A 14237-nucleotide genomic window follows, 5' to 3' on the forward strand; every position below is an offset into this window, starting at 1 on the left:
CACGGCTGGCCGCAGGCCGTGCTCACGGTGCTGGCATCGCTGATCACGATGCTCCTGGTGGCCGCCCTGGGACTGTGGGCGGCGGGGGCGGCCGACCTGCCGGACGCCGCGTTCGGCAGGGTCGTCGCGGCGGCCGTGGTCACGGCGGTCGGCGGCCGGGTCGAACTGTCCGGGAACGCCGGGGACCTCGCCGAGACCCGCGCGGCGCTGTCCGTGGTCCCGCTGTCGGTCACGCTGGCCGGGGCGCTCGTCATGGCGGGCGGCTTCCTGCGCCCGCTGCGCCACCGCGCGGTCACCGGGGCGGGGGAACTCGCCGGCTGGGCCGCGCGGATCGCGGTGCCGTGGCTGCTCGCGCTGGTCGCCCTGGCCCTGGCGGCGCGTCAGACGTTCGCCGTGGACCTCGGCCGGGGCACGCTCGACGACCTCTCCGACCTGTTCGGCGCCTCCCCCACGCTCGGTTTCACCGCCCATGTGCCGCTGACCGTCCTGTGGGGTCTGCTCTGGCTCGCCGCGGTGCTGGCGCTGACCCTGCTGGTGGCGCGCGCCGCCCCGCTGCCGGGGCGGCTGCTGCGGTTCCAGGAGCCGGTGCGCCCGGCCGCGCACGCCGTGGTCGCGCTGCTCCTCGGGTACGTCGTGCTCGGCGCCGTCGTCGCCCTGGTCACGGTGGCGGTGCGCGGGCACGCCGCGGAGACCTTCGCGCTGGTCCTGCTCGGGCTGCCGAACCTGGCCTGGCTCGCGTTCACCGTCGGTCTGGGCGCCACCTGGCACGGCCGGGTGGACGGGCCGTTCGGTCTGCCGGTGCCGCACGTCCTCGACGAGGTGCTGCGCGCTCCGGACGTGAGCACGCTGAACCTGCGGACGCTCGCGGCGCACGACGGCCGCGTGTGGTGGCTGGTCGTGGTGGACGCCGTCCTGCTGCTCGCGGCGGCGTTCCTGGCGGCGGCCCGCTCGCCCGCCGGGGTGCCGCCCCGGCGGCACGCCGTGCGGCTCGCCGTCGCGCTCGCGCTCGCCGTGCTGGTGGTCTGTGTGCTCGGCCGAGTCTCGGCGCACTACGGCCTCTCGCTGCTCGGTGTGGGCGACCTGGGCGGCGGTCTGTCCGGAGAGCTGTTCCTGCGGGCCGAGACCTGGTCGGCGGTGGGGCTCGGCGCGCTGTGGGGGCTGGTCGGCGGGTTCCTCGGCGCGCTGCCGGCGCGTCGTGTCCACCGGCACGGCGAGGTCGCGGCGCGCGCCGGGGCCGGGTCAGGGCGCGCGGCCCCGTAGCACCGGTCGGGCCCAGCGGGGCGGACCGGGTGCGCCGGGTGCCTCGGACGTGCCGGCTGCGTCAGGCGTGCCGGGTGTGTCGGGCGTGCCGGGTGTGTCCGGTGTGTCGGTCGCGGTCGCGGTCGGCGGGTGCCCCGGTGCCGGTCCGCCCGGTCCGGCCGGACCGCTGACGGCGGCGCGCAGGGCGGCGACGAAGTCCAGGCAGGAGTCGTACCGGTCCTCGGGGGCCTTGGCGAGCGCCCTGGCGAAGACGGCGTCGACGGCCGGCGGGAGGTCCGGGCGGGACGCGCTGGGCGGGGGCGGGTCGTCGTACTGGTGGGCCCACAGCAGGGCCATGTCGTCGTCGCGGCGGAAGGGCGGGCGGCCGGTGAGGGTCTCGTGGACGACGCAGGCGAGGCCGTAGACGTCGCAGCGGCCGTCGACGGGACGGCCGGAGATCTGCTCGGGGGCGACGTAGTCGAGTGTGCCGACGAACTGGCCGACGGTGGTGAACCCGGTCAGGGACAGCGACTTCTTGGTGAGCCCGAAGTCGGTGAGGTAGACGTGCTCGGGGTGGTCGCTGTCGGTGCCGCGGGCCACGAGGACGTTGCCGGGTTTGACGTCCCGGTGCACGAGCCCGTGGTCGTGGGCGGCGTCGAGGGCCGACGCCACCTGGGTGGCGATCCGCACGGCGGTGGTGAGCGGCAGCGGGCCGCGGCGGTCGAGGAGGTGCCGCAGATCGCTGCCGGAGACGTAGCGCATGGCGATGTAGAGGACACCGTCGTTCTCGCCCGCCTCGTAGATCGGGACGATGTGCGGGTGGTCGATCGCGGCGGCCACCAGCGACTCGTGGGTGAAGCGCCGCCGGAAGGTGTCGTTGCGGGCGAGTTCCGGGGCGAGGAGCTTGAGCGCGACCGTGCGGTCCAGGCGCAGGTCGTGGGCCCGGTGGACGACGGCCATGCCGCCGCGCCCGATCTCGCCCTCGATGCGGTAGCCGGCGATCCGCCGGCCGACGAGTCCGGCGGGCGGGCCGGGCAGCGGGCCCGGGTCGTGTGTCATCAGGGTTCACCCTCGGACGTGACCACCCGGGTGGGGGCGTGGCCGCCCTCCTCGGGTCGGGGTTCGACGCGGTCGGCGGCGTAGGTGCTCAGCCGTCTGCCGTCGCCGTACAGCCAGCGTCCCTCGTCGGCGTCGTACAGCCACACGGACTCCCCGTCGACGACCACCCCGATCCGCAGTCCGCGGGTGCGGGCGCGGAAGGACTCCCCGTCGAGTCCGGCGGCGAGGTCGTCCGTGGCGGCCCGGTAGTCGGCGAGGGCGTGTTCGGCGCGGGCCAGCAGCGGGCGGGGGTCGGCCGCCCCGCCGGCCGGGCCGTCGGCGGCGGGCGGGTCCTGGGGCACGGCGACGAGCAGCCGGCCGTCGACCCAGGCGGCCCAGCCGTTGGCGCAGCGCACGTGTCCCCAGTCGCCGGAGCGCTCCAGGAGCTGCACGGGCAGCAGCGGGTCGAGGGGGACGGTGGGCCGGGCGGGGTCGGGGGCCTCCCAGGCGGGCAGCCCGGAGCCGGGGACGACGTGCGTGGGCCGGAAGCCGGGGGTCGACATCGCCGCCGCCTACTTCCGCATCACGGCGGGCTCGTGGCGGCGCAGCAGCCGGGAGACCACGAGGCAGTAGAGGACCGACAGCACGACGAGCATGCCCATGGTGCGCAGCCACGTCCCGGCCGCGTGCCGGAAGAGCGGGTCGGCGGTGAGGTCGCCGGGCATGATCCGGGCCATGCCGACGGTGCCGGCCATCGCGCCGAGCCCCCATCGCGAGGGCACCAGCCAGGACAGCTGGTCCAGGACCGGGACGCCGTGCAGCCGCAGCAGGGCTCCGCAGAAGACGACCTGGACGACGGTGAGCAGCACCAGCAGCGGCATGGTCACCTCCTCCTTGCGCACGAGCGCGGAGACCACGAGGCCGAGCAGCATGGAGGTGAAGGCGAGCAGGGCCACGGCGGCGGTGAGTTCGAGCAGGGGCGGCAGCAGCACGCCCCGTCCGCCCGGCGCGTTCAGTGTCACGCCGAACAGGCCGATCTGGGTGAGCACCACCGCCTGGAGCACGGTGACGAGGCCGAGGACGCACACCTTGGACATCAGGTACGCCGATCTCGGCAGGCCGACGGCGCGCTCTCGCCGGTAGACGACGCGTTCCTTGACGAGTTCGCGCACGGCGTTGGCGGAACCGGTGAGCACGCCGCCCACGCACAGGAGGAGCAGCGCGTTCATCGCGGAGTCCGGGGTGAGGCTGCTGCCGGCGACGGCGCGGGTCATGCCGCCCATGACGAAGGGCACTCCGATCATGGTGGCGAGGAAGACGCGGTCGGCGCAGAGCACGGCGGTGTAGCGGCGTACGAGGGTGGCGAACTGGGCGGTCCAGCCGCGGGGCCGGGGCGGTGGTGCGACGGCGACGGGGCCGGCGCGCGCGGTGCGTGGCTGGGCGGCGCTGTCCACGACGTACCGGCGGTGGGGGGCCGAGGCCCGGTACTCGCCGGCCCAGTCGCGGTCGCGGTCCCGTTCGAACGCGTCGAACGCGGCGGGCCAGGTGTCGAACCCGAAGAAGCCGAGGGCGTCCTCGGGCGGTCCGTAGTAGGCGACGCGTCCGCCGGGGGCGAGCACGAGGAGGCGGTCGCAGACGTCGAGGCTGAGCACGCTGTGGGTGACGACGACGACCGTGCGGCCGTCGTCGGCGAGGCCGCGCAGCATGCGCATCACCGAGTGCTCCATGCCGGGGTCGAGGCCGGAGGTCGGCTCGTCGAGGAAGAGCAGGGAGGGCTTGGTGAGCAGTTCGAGGGCGACGCTGACGCGTTTGCGCTGGCCGCCCGAGAGGCTGTGCACGGGCTGTGCGGTCCGCTCCTCCAGGCCGAGTTCGCGGACGACCTCGTCGACCCGGCCGCGCCGCTCGGCCCTGGCGGTGTCCTCGGGGAAGCGCAGTTCGGCGGCGTAGGCGAGGGCGTCGCGCACGGTCAGCTGGACGTGCAGGATGTCGTCCTGGGGGACGAGGCCGATGCGCTGGCGCAGTTCGGCGTAGTCGCGGTAGAGGTCGCGGCCGTCGTAGAGGACGGTGCCGTGTTCCGCGGGGCGCTGTCCGGTGAGGGCGCCCAGCAGGGTCGACTTGCCGGCGCCGCTGGGGCCGACCACCGCGAGCAGGCACTTCTCCGCCACCGGGAAGGAGACGTGGTCGAGGAGGATCCGCTCGCCCCGGCCGACGGTGACGGTGAGGTCCTGGACGTCGAGGGAGACCTCGCCGGTGTCGACGTACTCCTGGAGTTCGCCGCCGGCCAGGCAGAACGCGGAGTGCCCGATGCCGACGACGTCGCCGGGGCGGACGCGGGCGAGGGTGACGGGGCGGCCGTCGAGGAAGGTGCCGTTGTGGCTGCCGAGGTCGGCGATCTCGTAGCTGCCGTCCGGCAGTGCGCGCAGTTCGGCGTGGCGGCGGGAGACGGTGAGGTCGTCGACGACGAGGTCGTTGTCCGCGGCCCGGCCGATGCGGACGACGCGGGCGGGCAGCGGCCGTACGGAGGTCGGGCGGCGGAAGGTGCCGGTGAGGGCGGGCATCGAGACGGCGGAGGGGCGGTCCGGGGCGGGCGGGGGCCGGTCCACGAGGATCGCGCGGGGGCCGTCGGCGGGGCTGCCGAAGCGCAGCACGCTGCCCGCTCCGACGCCGGACTCGCGCACCCGGTGGCCGTCGGCGTAGGTGCCGTTGGTGCTGTGCTCGTCGGCGAGCGTCCAGTGGCCGCGCTCGGGGCGCAGCACCGCGTGGTGCCAGGAGACCCGGGCGTCGTCGAGGACGATGTCGCTCAGCGGGTCGCGGCCTACGTGGTAGTCGCGTCCCGGGCTCATCACCGTGGAGCCCGTGTCGGTCTCCAGGACGAGTTCGGGCGCCGTGGGGGCCGCCGTCCGCTCCGCCATGCCAAGAATTCTACCGATTCGTCCACCTGCGCGCCTGGCTGGCGGGCCGTGCGCCTGGTCGGCGGGGCGCCCACGGGCGCCGGGCGCGAGGTGACCGCGCACACCCGGCACGGGGAGCCGTGGGTGTCCGCCGCCCGGTGCCGCGGCCGACCGCCGCCGTGGCACCGGGAGGCCGGCCGGCCTCCCGGTGCCACGTGTCAGCCGACGGGCAGCACGAGCGCCGGTACGGTGCGCTGCATGCGCAGGGCGTCGACGGACTCGGCGAGCAGTTCGTACTCGGTGGTCTCGTCGTGGGCGGCGATGCGCACCAGTCGGCCGCCGGCGAGTTCGTCGGCCACCAGTTCCTGCTGGGCGACGTCGGCGCACCAGGTGCGCAGCACGGCCGGGACGTCGGGGACGGAGTCGGCGACGGGGACGAGGGACCCGGCCGGGAAGCGCGGGTTCTCGGGGAGCGGGTCGAGCCGCTCGGCGATCCAGGTCGCCCTGTCGCGCAGCCACCACAGCGCGAGGGCCAGCGTGGGCGCCCGGTAGGTGCCGAGCGGTACGCCGATGCGCCGTCCGTCGCACGTGCCGTACGCGGTGACATGGCACAGGAATTCGTCGTGCACGATCACTCCCCCGTCGCGTCGCGAGTGTGTGCGGTGCCCTCTTTCCGTGCGGCTCTTGTACGCGGAACAGTCCCTGACCTTCGAGTATCTTCACTCCAGAAACACTGTCACCATGACTTTTTGGCCAGTCTCCTGGCATATTCATGGCCTTTGTTGGCCGAAATGAGGCGGCATTGCTCGGCCGTTGTCCCGCCCACGGGACAAACACACGGTCGACACGGTCGCCGTCGGCCCGGCGACACGCCACCCGAGCTGCGAAGACACCTTCCGGGAAAAGCACCGGGAAATGTTCGCGCCCCCTGTACCACCGGTCGCCGCCACCCGGGAATAACCCTGCGGGGCGGCCATTTCCGGTGGCCGGTTCCGGCACGGAAGCCCTGTCCGAAGCCGTCCGGGGGCCGAAAATTTTCGGCTTCCCGGACCGGGTTCCGGCCATAGCGTGACGCTCAGTGTCGGTGTAGGGTTTTCCGCCGCGCCCGCCCCCACCCGTCAAAGGCGGGCCGTGAAGACCGAGGAAATCCCGGGACATACGGAATTCATGATTCCGTGGCCGGGGAGTTCCGGAGGGGGTCCGGGAAAGGCGGTGAGGATCAGCTTCTGACGGCGTCCCGGTAGCGGCGGGGCGCGACGCCGACCGTGCGTTTGAAGGCGTTGCTGAAGGCGCTCTCGGAGGTGTAGCCGACCGAGCGGGCGAGCTCCGCGACCGGGGTGTCGTCGAGTCGGAGGGCGCGGGCGGCCAGGCTCATCCGCCAGTTCAGCAGATAGGTCAGCGGCGGCACGCCGGCCGCCTCCTTGAAACGCACGGCGAAGGTCGTGCGCGACATCGCGGCCGCCCGTGCCAGCTCCTCCAGCTGCCAGGGGTGGCCCGGGTCCCGGTGCATCAGCCGCAGGGCCGGGGCGAGCCGTTCGTCGCCGAGGGCCCGCAGCCAGCCGGGCGGCAACACCTCGGCCTCGGCGAGGCAGATCCGCAGCACCTGGACGAACACCAGCTGGGCCAGCTGGTCCGAGGCGAACCCGGCGCCCGCCCGGCCCGAGCTCATCTCCCCCACGAGCTGCCCGATCAGCCAGCGCAGCGCCTCGGCCTCGGCCTCGCCGGACCGGACGTGCACGAACTCCGGCAGCGCCCGGCGCAGCAGGTCCCCGCTGTCGCGGCTGAGGTCGATGTGCCCGGAGACGCACACCACCTCGTCCCCCGTCCCGTCGCCGAGCCGCGCCATCCGGGTGACCGGGTCCATGGCCACCTCGGTCGAGTCCAGCGGTGCGACGCCGGGCGCGCTGCACAGCACGTACGGCTGCCTGCCGTCCGACACCACGAGGTCGCCCTCGCCGAGCCGCACGGGCTCGCCGCCGGCCTCGGACACCAGCAGACAGCTGCCCCGGACGACGGCGTTGACCTTCAGCCTGTCCCGGCCGCGCAGCCGGATGGCCCAGGAGCCGCCGGCCGTGAAGCCGCCGGAGAACACCCCACGGGCGTCCGCGACGGTGAGGGCGTCGGAGAGGGGGTCGGGAAGGGGCACGGCGAGCGGCGCGGAGGGCCCGCCGGGGGAAGCGGCGGAAGGGTCAACGGGAGACGCGACGGCGGGGGCGAGGGCCATGTCTCGAACTATCACGCAACTTGAACGGACTATCAAGTATTCATCGTTCGACCCTGCGGACCTACGGTGATCGGGACGGCTCACATCGAGGAGACACGCACCATGAGCACCCCACAGCAGCCCATCGGCTCCGGCTTCGGCGCCGCGTCCACCGCCGAGGACGTCGTCCGGGGCATCGACCTGACCGGCAGGGTGGCGATCGTCACCGGCGGCCACTCCGGCATCGGGCTGGAGACGACCCGCGTCCTGCGGGCCGCGGGCGCCGAGGTCGTCGTACCGGCCCGGGACCCCGAGCGGGCCCGCGCGGCGCTGGCGGACGTGCCCGGCGTCGAGATCGGGCGACTGGACCTGATGGACCCGGCGTCCGTCGACGAGTTCGCCGCGAAGTTCCTGGCCGGCGGCCGGCCGCTGCACATCCTCGTCAACAGCGCGGGCATCATGGCGGTCCCGCTGCGGCGGGACGCCCGCGGCCACGAGTCGCAGTTCGCCACCAACCACCTGGGGCACTTCCGGCTCGTCGCCCGGCTGTGGCCCGCGCTGGTCGCGGCCGGCGGGGCGCGGGTGGTGTCGGTGTCCTCGCGGGGCTTCCGCTACTCCCCCGTCGTCTTCGACGACCTGCACTTCGAGCACCGGCCGTACGAGCCGTTCGCCGCCTACGGCCAGTCGAAGACGGCCAACGCGCTGTTCGCCGTCGAGCTGGACCGGCGCGGGCGGGCGGAGGGGGTGCGGGCCTTCTCCGTGCACCCGGGCACGATCATCGACACCGGGCTCGCCAGGCACCTCCCCGAGGAGACGATCCGGGCGGCCGGCGCCCTGGACGAGGAGGGCCGCCCGGTGCGCGACCCCGCCCGCCAGCTCAAGACGGTCCCGCAGGGCGCCGCCACCGGCGTGTGGTGCGCGACCAGCCCTCGCCTCGCGGGCCTGGGCGGGGTCTACTGCGAGAACTGCGACATCAGCCCGCTGGTGCCCGAGGCGGACGAGGCCGCCTGGCTGGCGGGCGGCACGACCGCCGGGGTGTTCGGCTACGCGGTCGACCCGGCGGCCGCCGCCCGCCTGTGGGAGGTCAGCGAGACCCTTACCGCTTGACGAGGGCGTCGATTACCGCTTGACGAGGGCGTCGATGCGGGCCAGCTCGTCGGCGTCGAAGTCCAGGTTGCCGATGGTGGCGACGCTGTCCTCCAGCTGCCGCGGGCTGCTCGCGCCGACCAGTGCGGAGGTGACCCGGCCACCGCGCAGCACCCAGGCGAGGGCGAGCTGCGCGAGGCTCTGGCCGCGGCCCTTGGCGATCTCGTCGAGGGCGCGCAGCCGGCCCACCAGCTCCTCGGTCACCGCGTCCGAGTTCAGGAAGGGGCTGTCGCTCGCCGCCCGCGAACCCTCCGGGATGCCGTCGAGGTAACGGGAGGTGAGCAGGCCCTGCTCCAGCGGGGAGTAGGCGATGGAGCCGACCTGGAGCTCGTCCAGGGCGTCCAGCAGGCCCTCGTCCTCGGGGCGGCGGTCCAGCATCGAGTAGCGCGGCTGGTGGATGAGCAGCGGGGTGCCCAGCTCGCCGAGGATGCGGGCGGCCTCACGGGTCTGCTCGGCCGAGTAGTTGGAGACGCCGACGTAGAGCGCCTTGCCCTGCTGCACCGCCGTGTGCAGCGCGCCCATCGTCTCCTCCAGGGGAGTCTCCGGGTCGAAGCGGTGCGAGTAGAAGACATCGACGTAGTCCAGGCCCATCCGGGACAGGCTCTGGTCGAGCGACGAGAGCACGTACTTGCGCGAACCCCACTCGCCGTACGGACCCGGCCACATCAGGTAGCCGGCCTTGGTGGAGATGACCAGCTCGTCGCGGTACGGCGCGAAGTCGGCCCGCAGGGCGTCGCCCAGGGCGGACTCGGCGGCGCCGGGCGGCGGGCCGTAGTTGTTCGCCAGGTCGAAGTGGGTGACGCCGAGGTCGAAGGCGCGGCGCAGGATGGCGCGCTGGGTCTCCACCGTCCGGTCGGGACCGAAGTTGTGCCACAGACCGAGCGACAGGGCGGGCAGCTTGAGGCCGCTGCGTCCGGTGCGCCGGTAGGGCATCTCCGCGTAGCGGTCGGGGTGTGCGGTGTACAACGCGACTCCAGAGGGGTTGGCACACGATCTACCGATCCAACTCTTCCCCCAGAACGGGCCATGGGTCCAACCGGAGAATGCGATGGAATTCAGCGGTTACGCTTCTCAATCATGGAACTGCGCCACCTCCAGCACTTCGTCGCGGTCGCCGAGGACCAGCACTTCACCCGGGCCGCGGAACGCCTGATGGTCTCCCAGTCGGGGCTGTCGGCGTCGATCCGCGCGCTGGAGCGGGAGCTGCGGGCCCCGCTGTTCGTGCGGACCACCCGCCGGGTGACGCTCACCGAGGCGGGGCGGGCGCTGCTCACGGAGGCCGAGCGCGTCCTGGCCCAGGTGCGGGCGGCCCACGAGGCGGTCGCGGCGGTGCAGGGCGTGCTGCGGGGCACGCTGGCGCTGGGCATGGAGCAGTGCATCGCCGGGGTGCACGTGGCGGGGCTGCTGGCCGCGTTCCGGCGCCGCCACCCGGACGTGGAGATCCGGCTGCGGCAGACCGGCTCGGGCGCCCTGGCGGAGGAGGTCGCGGCCGGCCGGCTCGACCTGGCGTTCGCCTACCGCATCGAGGACGACACGGACCAGCTGCGCTCGGTGTCGCTGACGAGCGAGCCGATGACCGTGCTCTGCCATCCGAGCCACCGGCTGGCGTCGGCCGGGGCGGCGCTCACGCCGGAGGACGTCGGCGGCGAGGTGTTCGTGGACTTCCACCCCGACTGGGGGCCGCGCCGCGCCACCGACGCCGCGTTCGCCGCCGCCGGGGTGCGCCGTACGGTCGCGCTGGAGGTGAACGACGTACACAGTCTCCTCGACCTGGTGGACGAGAACCTGGGTGTCGCCGCCGTGCCCCGGCACTTCCGGCACAAGCGGCCCTCGCTGACCGCGCTCCCGCTGAAGGGCACGGGCGAGGCGGAGTACGAGACGGTCGCCCTGCTCCCGCCCGAGCGGGCCACCAGCCCGGCCGCCCGCGCGCTGATGACGCTCCTCGAAACAGGGGACCTGGCACCACCCCCGGACGGGGTCCACCCCTCCTGACCCGGCCGTCCCGCCGCACCAGACTCGATGTCGTCCACCCGGCGACGAGCGTCTGGAGTACGGAAGATGACGGAACACACACGACGGGGCGTGCTGCGCGGCGCGGCCGGGATCGCGGCGGCGGGCGCCCTGGCCGGGACGGCGGCACCGTCCGCGGCGGCCCTCGGCCGGCAGCAGGCCGAACCGCGGCGGTTCCCCTTCCTGGAGGGCGCGTTCGCCCCGGTCACCGAGGAGCTCACGGCCTTCGACCTGCCCGTCACCGGCCGGATCCCGCGCGAGCTGAACGGCAGGTACCTGCGCAACGGCCCCAACGTGCTGGGGCTCGAGGACCCGCGGGCCCACCACTGGATGCTCGGCGACGGCATGGTGCACGGCGTCCGGCTGCGCGACGGCCGCGCCGAGTGGTACCGCAACCGCTGGGTCCGCTCCTCGCAGGTGGCGGAGAAGCTCGGCGAGAGCCGGCCCGGTCCCGTCCCGCCGGACGACTTCGCCTGCAACACCCATGTGATCCCCCACCGCGGCCGGATCCTCGCGCTCCAGGAGAGCGGGCCGCTGCCGTACGAACTCGACGGCGAGCTGAACACGGTGGGCGCCCACGACTTCCGGGGCACCCTGGAGGGCGCGTTCACCGCGCACACCAAGTACGACGCGCGGGCGGGCGAGCTGCACGCCATCACCTACTACCCGACCTGGGACCATGTGCGGCACCTGGTGGTCGGCCCGTCGGGCCGGGTGACGCGCACGACCCGCATCCCGGTGCCGGACGCGCCGATGATGCACGACTTCGCGCTGACCGAGCGGCACGTCGTCGTCTTCGACATCCCCGTCACCTTCGACCTCGCCGCCGCCGAGGGGGGCGCCCCGGTGCCGTACGTGTGGAACCGCGAGCATCCCGCGCGCGTGGGCGTCATGCCCCGTACGGGCGGCCCCGTGCGCTGGTTCGAGGTGGACCCCGTCTTCTACTCGCACACGCTCAACGCGTACGACGAGGGATCGTCCGTGGTCGTCGACGTCACGACCTATCCGGCGCCCTTCTTCGTCGCCGGCCGCGGCACCGACGGGCCGTCCGCGACGGGCACCCCGAAGCTCGAACGGTGGACGGTCGACCTGCGCGAGGGGCGGGTGCGCCGCCGCACGCTGGACGACCGGCCGCAGGAATTCCCGCGCGTCAACGAGGAGTTGGTCTCCCGGCGGCACCGGTACGGCTACTCGGCGGCCGCCGCCGAGATGTCGCTCGCCTATCTGGCCGCCGACGGCGCCCCGCCCGACCGCGCCTTCGCCAACGCGCTCATCAAGCACGACCTGCTGCGCGGCTCGGCCCAGGTGCACCGGCTGCCGAGGGGCGCGGCGGCGGGCGAGGCGGTGTTCGTGCCGCGCGACCCGGCCGACCGGCGGGCGGCGGAGGACGACGGCTACGCGATCGCGTACGTCCACGATCCGGACCGGGGCGCCGCCGACCTGCTGATCCTCTCGGCGCAGGACTTCACGGGCGAGCCGGTGGCACGGGTGCACCTGCCGGGGCGGGTACCGCTCGGTTTCCACGGAAGCTGGATTGCGGACGCGTGAGCGCGGTCGATGCGCGAGGGTGGACGGCATGCATGCAAAGGACATCCTCATCGACGGCTACGGCCGTATCCAGGAAGAAGTCCACGCCGTCGTCGAGGGGCTCGGACCGGACGGACTGAACGCCCGCCCCACGCCCGACGCCAATTCGATCGCGTGGCTGATCTGGCACCTCACCCGTGTCCAGGACGACCACCTCGCCGACGCCTTCGGCCTCGAACAGGTGTGGACGGGCCAGGGCTGGCAGAAGCGGTTCGGCCTCGACCTGCCCCGCCAGGACACCGGCTACGGGCACACTCCCGCGAAGGTGGCCAAGGTGCGGGTCGACTCGGGCGACCTGCTGACGGGGTACTACGACGCCGTGCACGAGCAGTCGCTGGCCGCGCTGCGCCCGCTCGCCGCCAAGGACCTCGAACGGGTGGTGGACGAGCGCTGGGACCCGCCGGTCACCCTGGGCGTGCGGCTGGTCAGCGTCCTGTCCGACGATCTCCAGCACGTCGGACAGGCCGCGTTCCTGCGGGGGCTCGGTCAGAGCCCGGCCGCGTAACCGGGCAGGACGACGTCCTCGACGAGGGCCCTGCGCTCGTCGAACGGGATGAACGCGCTCTTGACCGCGTTGACCGTGACCGTGCGCAGGTCCTCCAGGGTCCAGCCCGCCTCCTGGACCAGCAGGGACATCTCCCGGGTCATCGTCGTGCCGGAGACCAGCCGGTTGTCGGTGTTGAGGGTGACCCGGAAGCCCAGGTCCTTCAGGGCGGTGATCGGGTGCTCGGCGATCGAGGTCGCGCACCCGGTCTGGAGGTTGGACGTGGGGCACATCTCCAGGGCTATGCGGCGGTCGCGGACCCAGCCCGCGAGGCGGCCGAGCTTGCCGTCCACGATGTCCTCGGTGATGCGCACGCCGTGCCCGATGCGCTGGGCGCCGCACAGCTGGACGGCCTGGTGGATGCTGGCCAGGCCGTCGGCCTCGCCGGCGTGGACGGTGAACGGCAGGCTCTCGTCGCGCAGGTGGCGGAAGGCGGCGAGGTGGTCGGCGGCCGGGAAGCCGGCCTCGGCACCCGCGATGTCGAAGCCGACGACGCCCGCGTCGCGGTGGGCGACCGTGAGGTCGGCGATCTCCCGGGTCCGGTCGAACATGCGCATGCCGCACAGCAGGGTGCCGACGCGGACCGGGCTGCCCGCGGCGGCGGCCTTCGCCATGCCGGCCGCGAGGCCCTCCTGCACGGTTCCCACGACCTCGTCCAGGGTCAGCCCGCCCGTGGTCATCAGCTCGGGGGCGTAGCGCACCTCGGCGTAGACGACGCCGTCCGCGGCGAGGTCGAGGACGTACTCCTCGGCGGTGCGCAGCAGGCCCTCGCGGGTCTGCATCACGGCGAGGGTGTGCTCGAAGGTGGCTATGTACCGGACCAGGTCGCCGGAGTTGGCGGCGTCGAAGTACCAGGCGGCGAGCGCGTCCGGGTCGATGGTGGGCAGGGTGTGGCCGACCTCGGCGGCGAGTTCCACGACGGTGGCGGGGCGCAGGCCGCCGTCGAGGTGGTCGTGCAGTACGGCCTTGGGGAGCCGGCGGAGCGTGTCGGCGGTGAGGGCGGGCGCGGTCATGGGCGTGGTTCCTCGGCAGATCGGGCGGGTGGGGACGGGGCGGGGGTGCGGTGCGTGGGGCTCAGGGGGCGGCGGGCTGGAGGAGGTCCCAGCGGTTGCCGTAGAGGTCCTGGAAGACGGCGACGGTGCCGTACGGCTCGTGGCGCGGCTCCTCCAGGAAGGTCACGCCGGCGGCGCGCATCCGGGCGTGGTCGCGGGCGAAGTCGTCGGTGTGCAGGAAGAAGCCGACCCGTCCGCCGGTCTGGTCCCCGACCCGGGCGCGCTGGCCGTCGTCCTTGGCACGGGCGAGGAGCAGGCCGGTGCCGGTGCCGCTGCCGGTGCCGGTGCCGTCGCCGGGTTCGACGACGATCCACCGCGAGCCGTCGGGCCGCGCCTCGTCTTCGACCAGCCGGAATCCGAGGGCGTCGGTGTAGAAGCGGACGGCCTCGTCGTAGTCGTCGACAACGAGGGTGACCAGCGCGAGACGTCTCATCGAAAACCTTCCGGCGGGGTGGATGACGCCAGAGGTTATACGTAAAACGCGCATGGATCCAGCGGCTTCGGGGGCGGGGGGAGGTGACGTCGGC

13 protein-coding genes are annotated in these 14237 nt (G+C 73.8%); 5 read left to right on the top strand and 8 right to left on the bottom strand.

The annotated features are described in order from the left end of the window. Positions 1-48 precede the first annotated feature (48 nt). Complete coding sequence (locus tag AB0F77_RS11485) at positions 49-1260, top strand: streptophobe family protein (protein ID WP_361945840.1); 1212 nt, start codon at positions 49-51, stop codon at positions 1258-1260. Here the strand turns inward: AB0F77_RS11485 and AB0F77_RS11490 are convergent. From AB0F77_RS11490 to AB0F77_RS11510, 5 genes are all read right to left on the bottom strand, one after another. Continuing rightward, positions 1240-2298, bottom strand: a complete 1059-nt coding sequence (locus tag AB0F77_RS11490; RefSeq protein WP_361945219.1) for a serine/threonine-protein kinase — start codon at positions 2296-2298, stop codon at positions 1240-1242. The genes AB0F77_RS11485 and AB0F77_RS11490 overlap by 21 nt on opposite strands. Next, the gene (locus AB0F77_RS11495) at positions 2298-2840 is read right to left on the bottom strand and encodes a hypothetical protein (protein ID WP_361945222.1); all 543 of its coding nucleotides are present in this window, start codon (positions 2838-2840) and stop codon (positions 2298-2300) included. The genes AB0F77_RS11490 and AB0F77_RS11495 overlap by 1 nt, the downstream gene beginning before the upstream one ends. A gap of 9 nt (positions 2841-2849) precedes the next feature. Further along, a complete protein-coding gene (locus tag AB0F77_RS11500) occupies positions 2850-5189 on the bottom strand; it encodes an FHA domain-containing protein (RefSeq protein ID WP_361945225.1) in 2340 nt (779 codons plus the stop codon). Positions 5190-5386: 197 nt separating this feature from the next. After that, entirely contained in the window at positions 5387-5797 is a 411-nt protein-coding gene (locus tag AB0F77_RS11505; RefSeq protein WP_361945228.1) for a hypothetical protein, read from the bottom strand. 590 nt (positions 5798-6387) lie between these two features. Further along, positions 6388-7392: an AraC family transcriptional regulator gene (locus AB0F77_RS11510; RefSeq protein ID WP_361945231.1), complete on the bottom strand. Its 1005-nt coding sequence runs from the start codon at positions 7390-7392 to the stop codon at positions 6388-6390. Between the two features lie 102 nt (positions 7393-7494). Between AB0F77_RS11510 and AB0F77_RS11515 the strand changes: the two genes are divergently transcribed. Continuing rightward, positions 7495-8478 (top strand): oxidoreductase, encoded by a 984-nt coding sequence (locus AB0F77_RS11515; protein ID WP_361945234.1) that lies wholly within the window; start codon positions 7495-7497, stop codon positions 8476-8478. Between the two features lie 12 nt (positions 8479-8490). Here AB0F77_RS11515 and mgrA read toward each other — a convergent pair whose 3' ends face one another. Further along, the gene (gene mgrA / locus AB0F77_RS11520; RefSeq protein WP_361945237.1) at positions 8491-9483 is read right to left on the bottom strand and encodes an L-glyceraldehyde 3-phosphate reductase; all 993 of its coding nucleotides are present in this window, start codon (positions 9481-9483) and stop codon (positions 8491-8493) included. A 111-nt stretch (positions 9484-9594) separates the two neighbouring features. Here mgrA and AB0F77_RS11525 point away from each other — a divergent pair, with 111 nt between their 5' ends. The 3 genes from AB0F77_RS11525 to AB0F77_RS11535 all read left to right on the top strand — a co-directional run bounded on the left by AB0F77_RS11525 (position 9595) and on the right by AB0F77_RS11535 (position 12619). Further along, the gene (locus AB0F77_RS11525) at positions 9595-10509 is read left to right on the top strand and encodes a LysR substrate-binding domain-containing protein (protein ID WP_361945240.1); all 915 of its coding nucleotides are present in this window, start codon (positions 9595-9597) and stop codon (positions 10507-10509) included. Between the two features lie 66 nt (positions 10510-10575). Continuing rightward, positions 10576-12075 (top strand): carotenoid oxygenase family protein, encoded by a 1500-nt coding sequence (locus AB0F77_RS11530; protein WP_361945243.1) that lies wholly within the window; start codon positions 10576-10578, stop codon positions 12073-12075. Positions 12076-12103: 28 nt separating this feature from the next. Then, positions 12104-12619 (top strand): DUF664 domain-containing protein, encoded by a 516-nt coding sequence (locus tag AB0F77_RS11535; RefSeq protein ID WP_361945246.1) that lies wholly within the window; start codon positions 12104-12106, stop codon positions 12617-12619. Here AB0F77_RS11535 and AB0F77_RS11540 read toward each other — a convergent pair. Both AB0F77_RS11540 and AB0F77_RS11545 read right to left on the bottom strand, forming a co-directional pair. Next, on the bottom strand, positions 12601-13671 hold the full coding sequence (locus AB0F77_RS11540; RefSeq protein WP_361945249.1) for an adenosine deaminase: 1071 nt from the start codon (positions 13669-13671) through the stop codon (positions 12601-12603). The two genes, AB0F77_RS11535 and AB0F77_RS11540, sit on opposite strands and share 19 nt — an antisense overlap. A gap of 61 nt (positions 13672-13732) precedes the next feature. Then, positions 13733-14143: a VOC family protein gene (locus AB0F77_RS11545; protein WP_361945251.1), complete on the bottom strand. Its 411-nt coding sequence runs from the start codon at positions 14141-14143 to the stop codon at positions 13733-13735. Positions 14144-14237: the final 94 nt, after the last annotated feature.

It is taken from the genome of Streptomyces sp. NPDC026672 (assembly GCF_040638185.1).
Lineage (GTDB): Bacteria > Actinomycetota > Actinomycetes > Streptomycetales > Streptomycetaceae > Streptomyces.

What these genes read in the sequence shown, in the direction of transcription:
- AB0F77_RS11485 (WP_361945840.1), top strand. Translation starts at nt 49, where the DNA reads ATGCTCCTGGTGGCCGCCCTGGGACTGTGGGCGGCGGGGGCGGCCGAC.
- AB0F77_RS11490 (WP_361945219.1), bottom strand. Translation starts at nt 2,298, where the DNA reads ATGACACACGACCCGGGCCCGCTGCCCGGCCCGCCCGCCGGACTCGTC.
- AB0F77_RS11495 (WP_361945222.1), bottom strand. Translation starts at nt 2,840, where the DNA reads ATGTCGACCCCCGGCTTCCGGCCCACGCACGTCGTCCCCGGCTCCGGG.
- AB0F77_RS11500 (WP_361945225.1), bottom strand. Translation starts at nt 5,189, where the DNA reads ATGGCGGAGCGGACGGCGGCCCCCACGGCGCCCGAACTCGTCCTGGAG.
- AB0F77_RS11510 (WP_361945231.1), bottom strand. Translation starts at nt 7,392, where the DNA reads ATGGCCCTCGCCCCCGCCGTCGCGTCTCCCGTTGACCCTTCCGCCGCT.
- AB0F77_RS11515 (WP_361945234.1), top strand. Translation starts at nt 7,495, where the DNA reads ATGAGCACCCCACAGCAGCCCATCGGCTCCGGCTTCGGCGCCGCGTCC.
- AB0F77_RS11525 (WP_361945240.1), top strand. Translation starts at nt 9,595, where the DNA reads ATGGAACTGCGCCACCTCCAGCACTTCGTCGCGGTCGCCGAGGACCAG.
- AB0F77_RS11530 (WP_361945243.1), top strand. Translation starts at nt 10,576, where the DNA reads ATGACGGAACACACACGACGGGGCGTGCTGCGCGGCGCGGCCGGGATC.
- AB0F77_RS11535 (WP_361945246.1), top strand. Translation starts at nt 12,104, where the DNA reads ATGCATGCAAAGGACATCCTCATCGACGGCTACGGCCGTATCCAGGAA.
- AB0F77_RS11540 (WP_361945249.1), bottom strand. Translation starts at nt 13,671, where the DNA reads ATGACCGCGCCCGCCCTCACCGCCGACACGCTCCGCCGGCTCCCCAAG.
- AB0F77_RS11545 (WP_361945251.1), bottom strand. Translation starts at nt 14,143, where the DNA reads ATGAGACGTCTCGCGCTGGTCACCCTCGTTGTCGACGACTACGACGAG.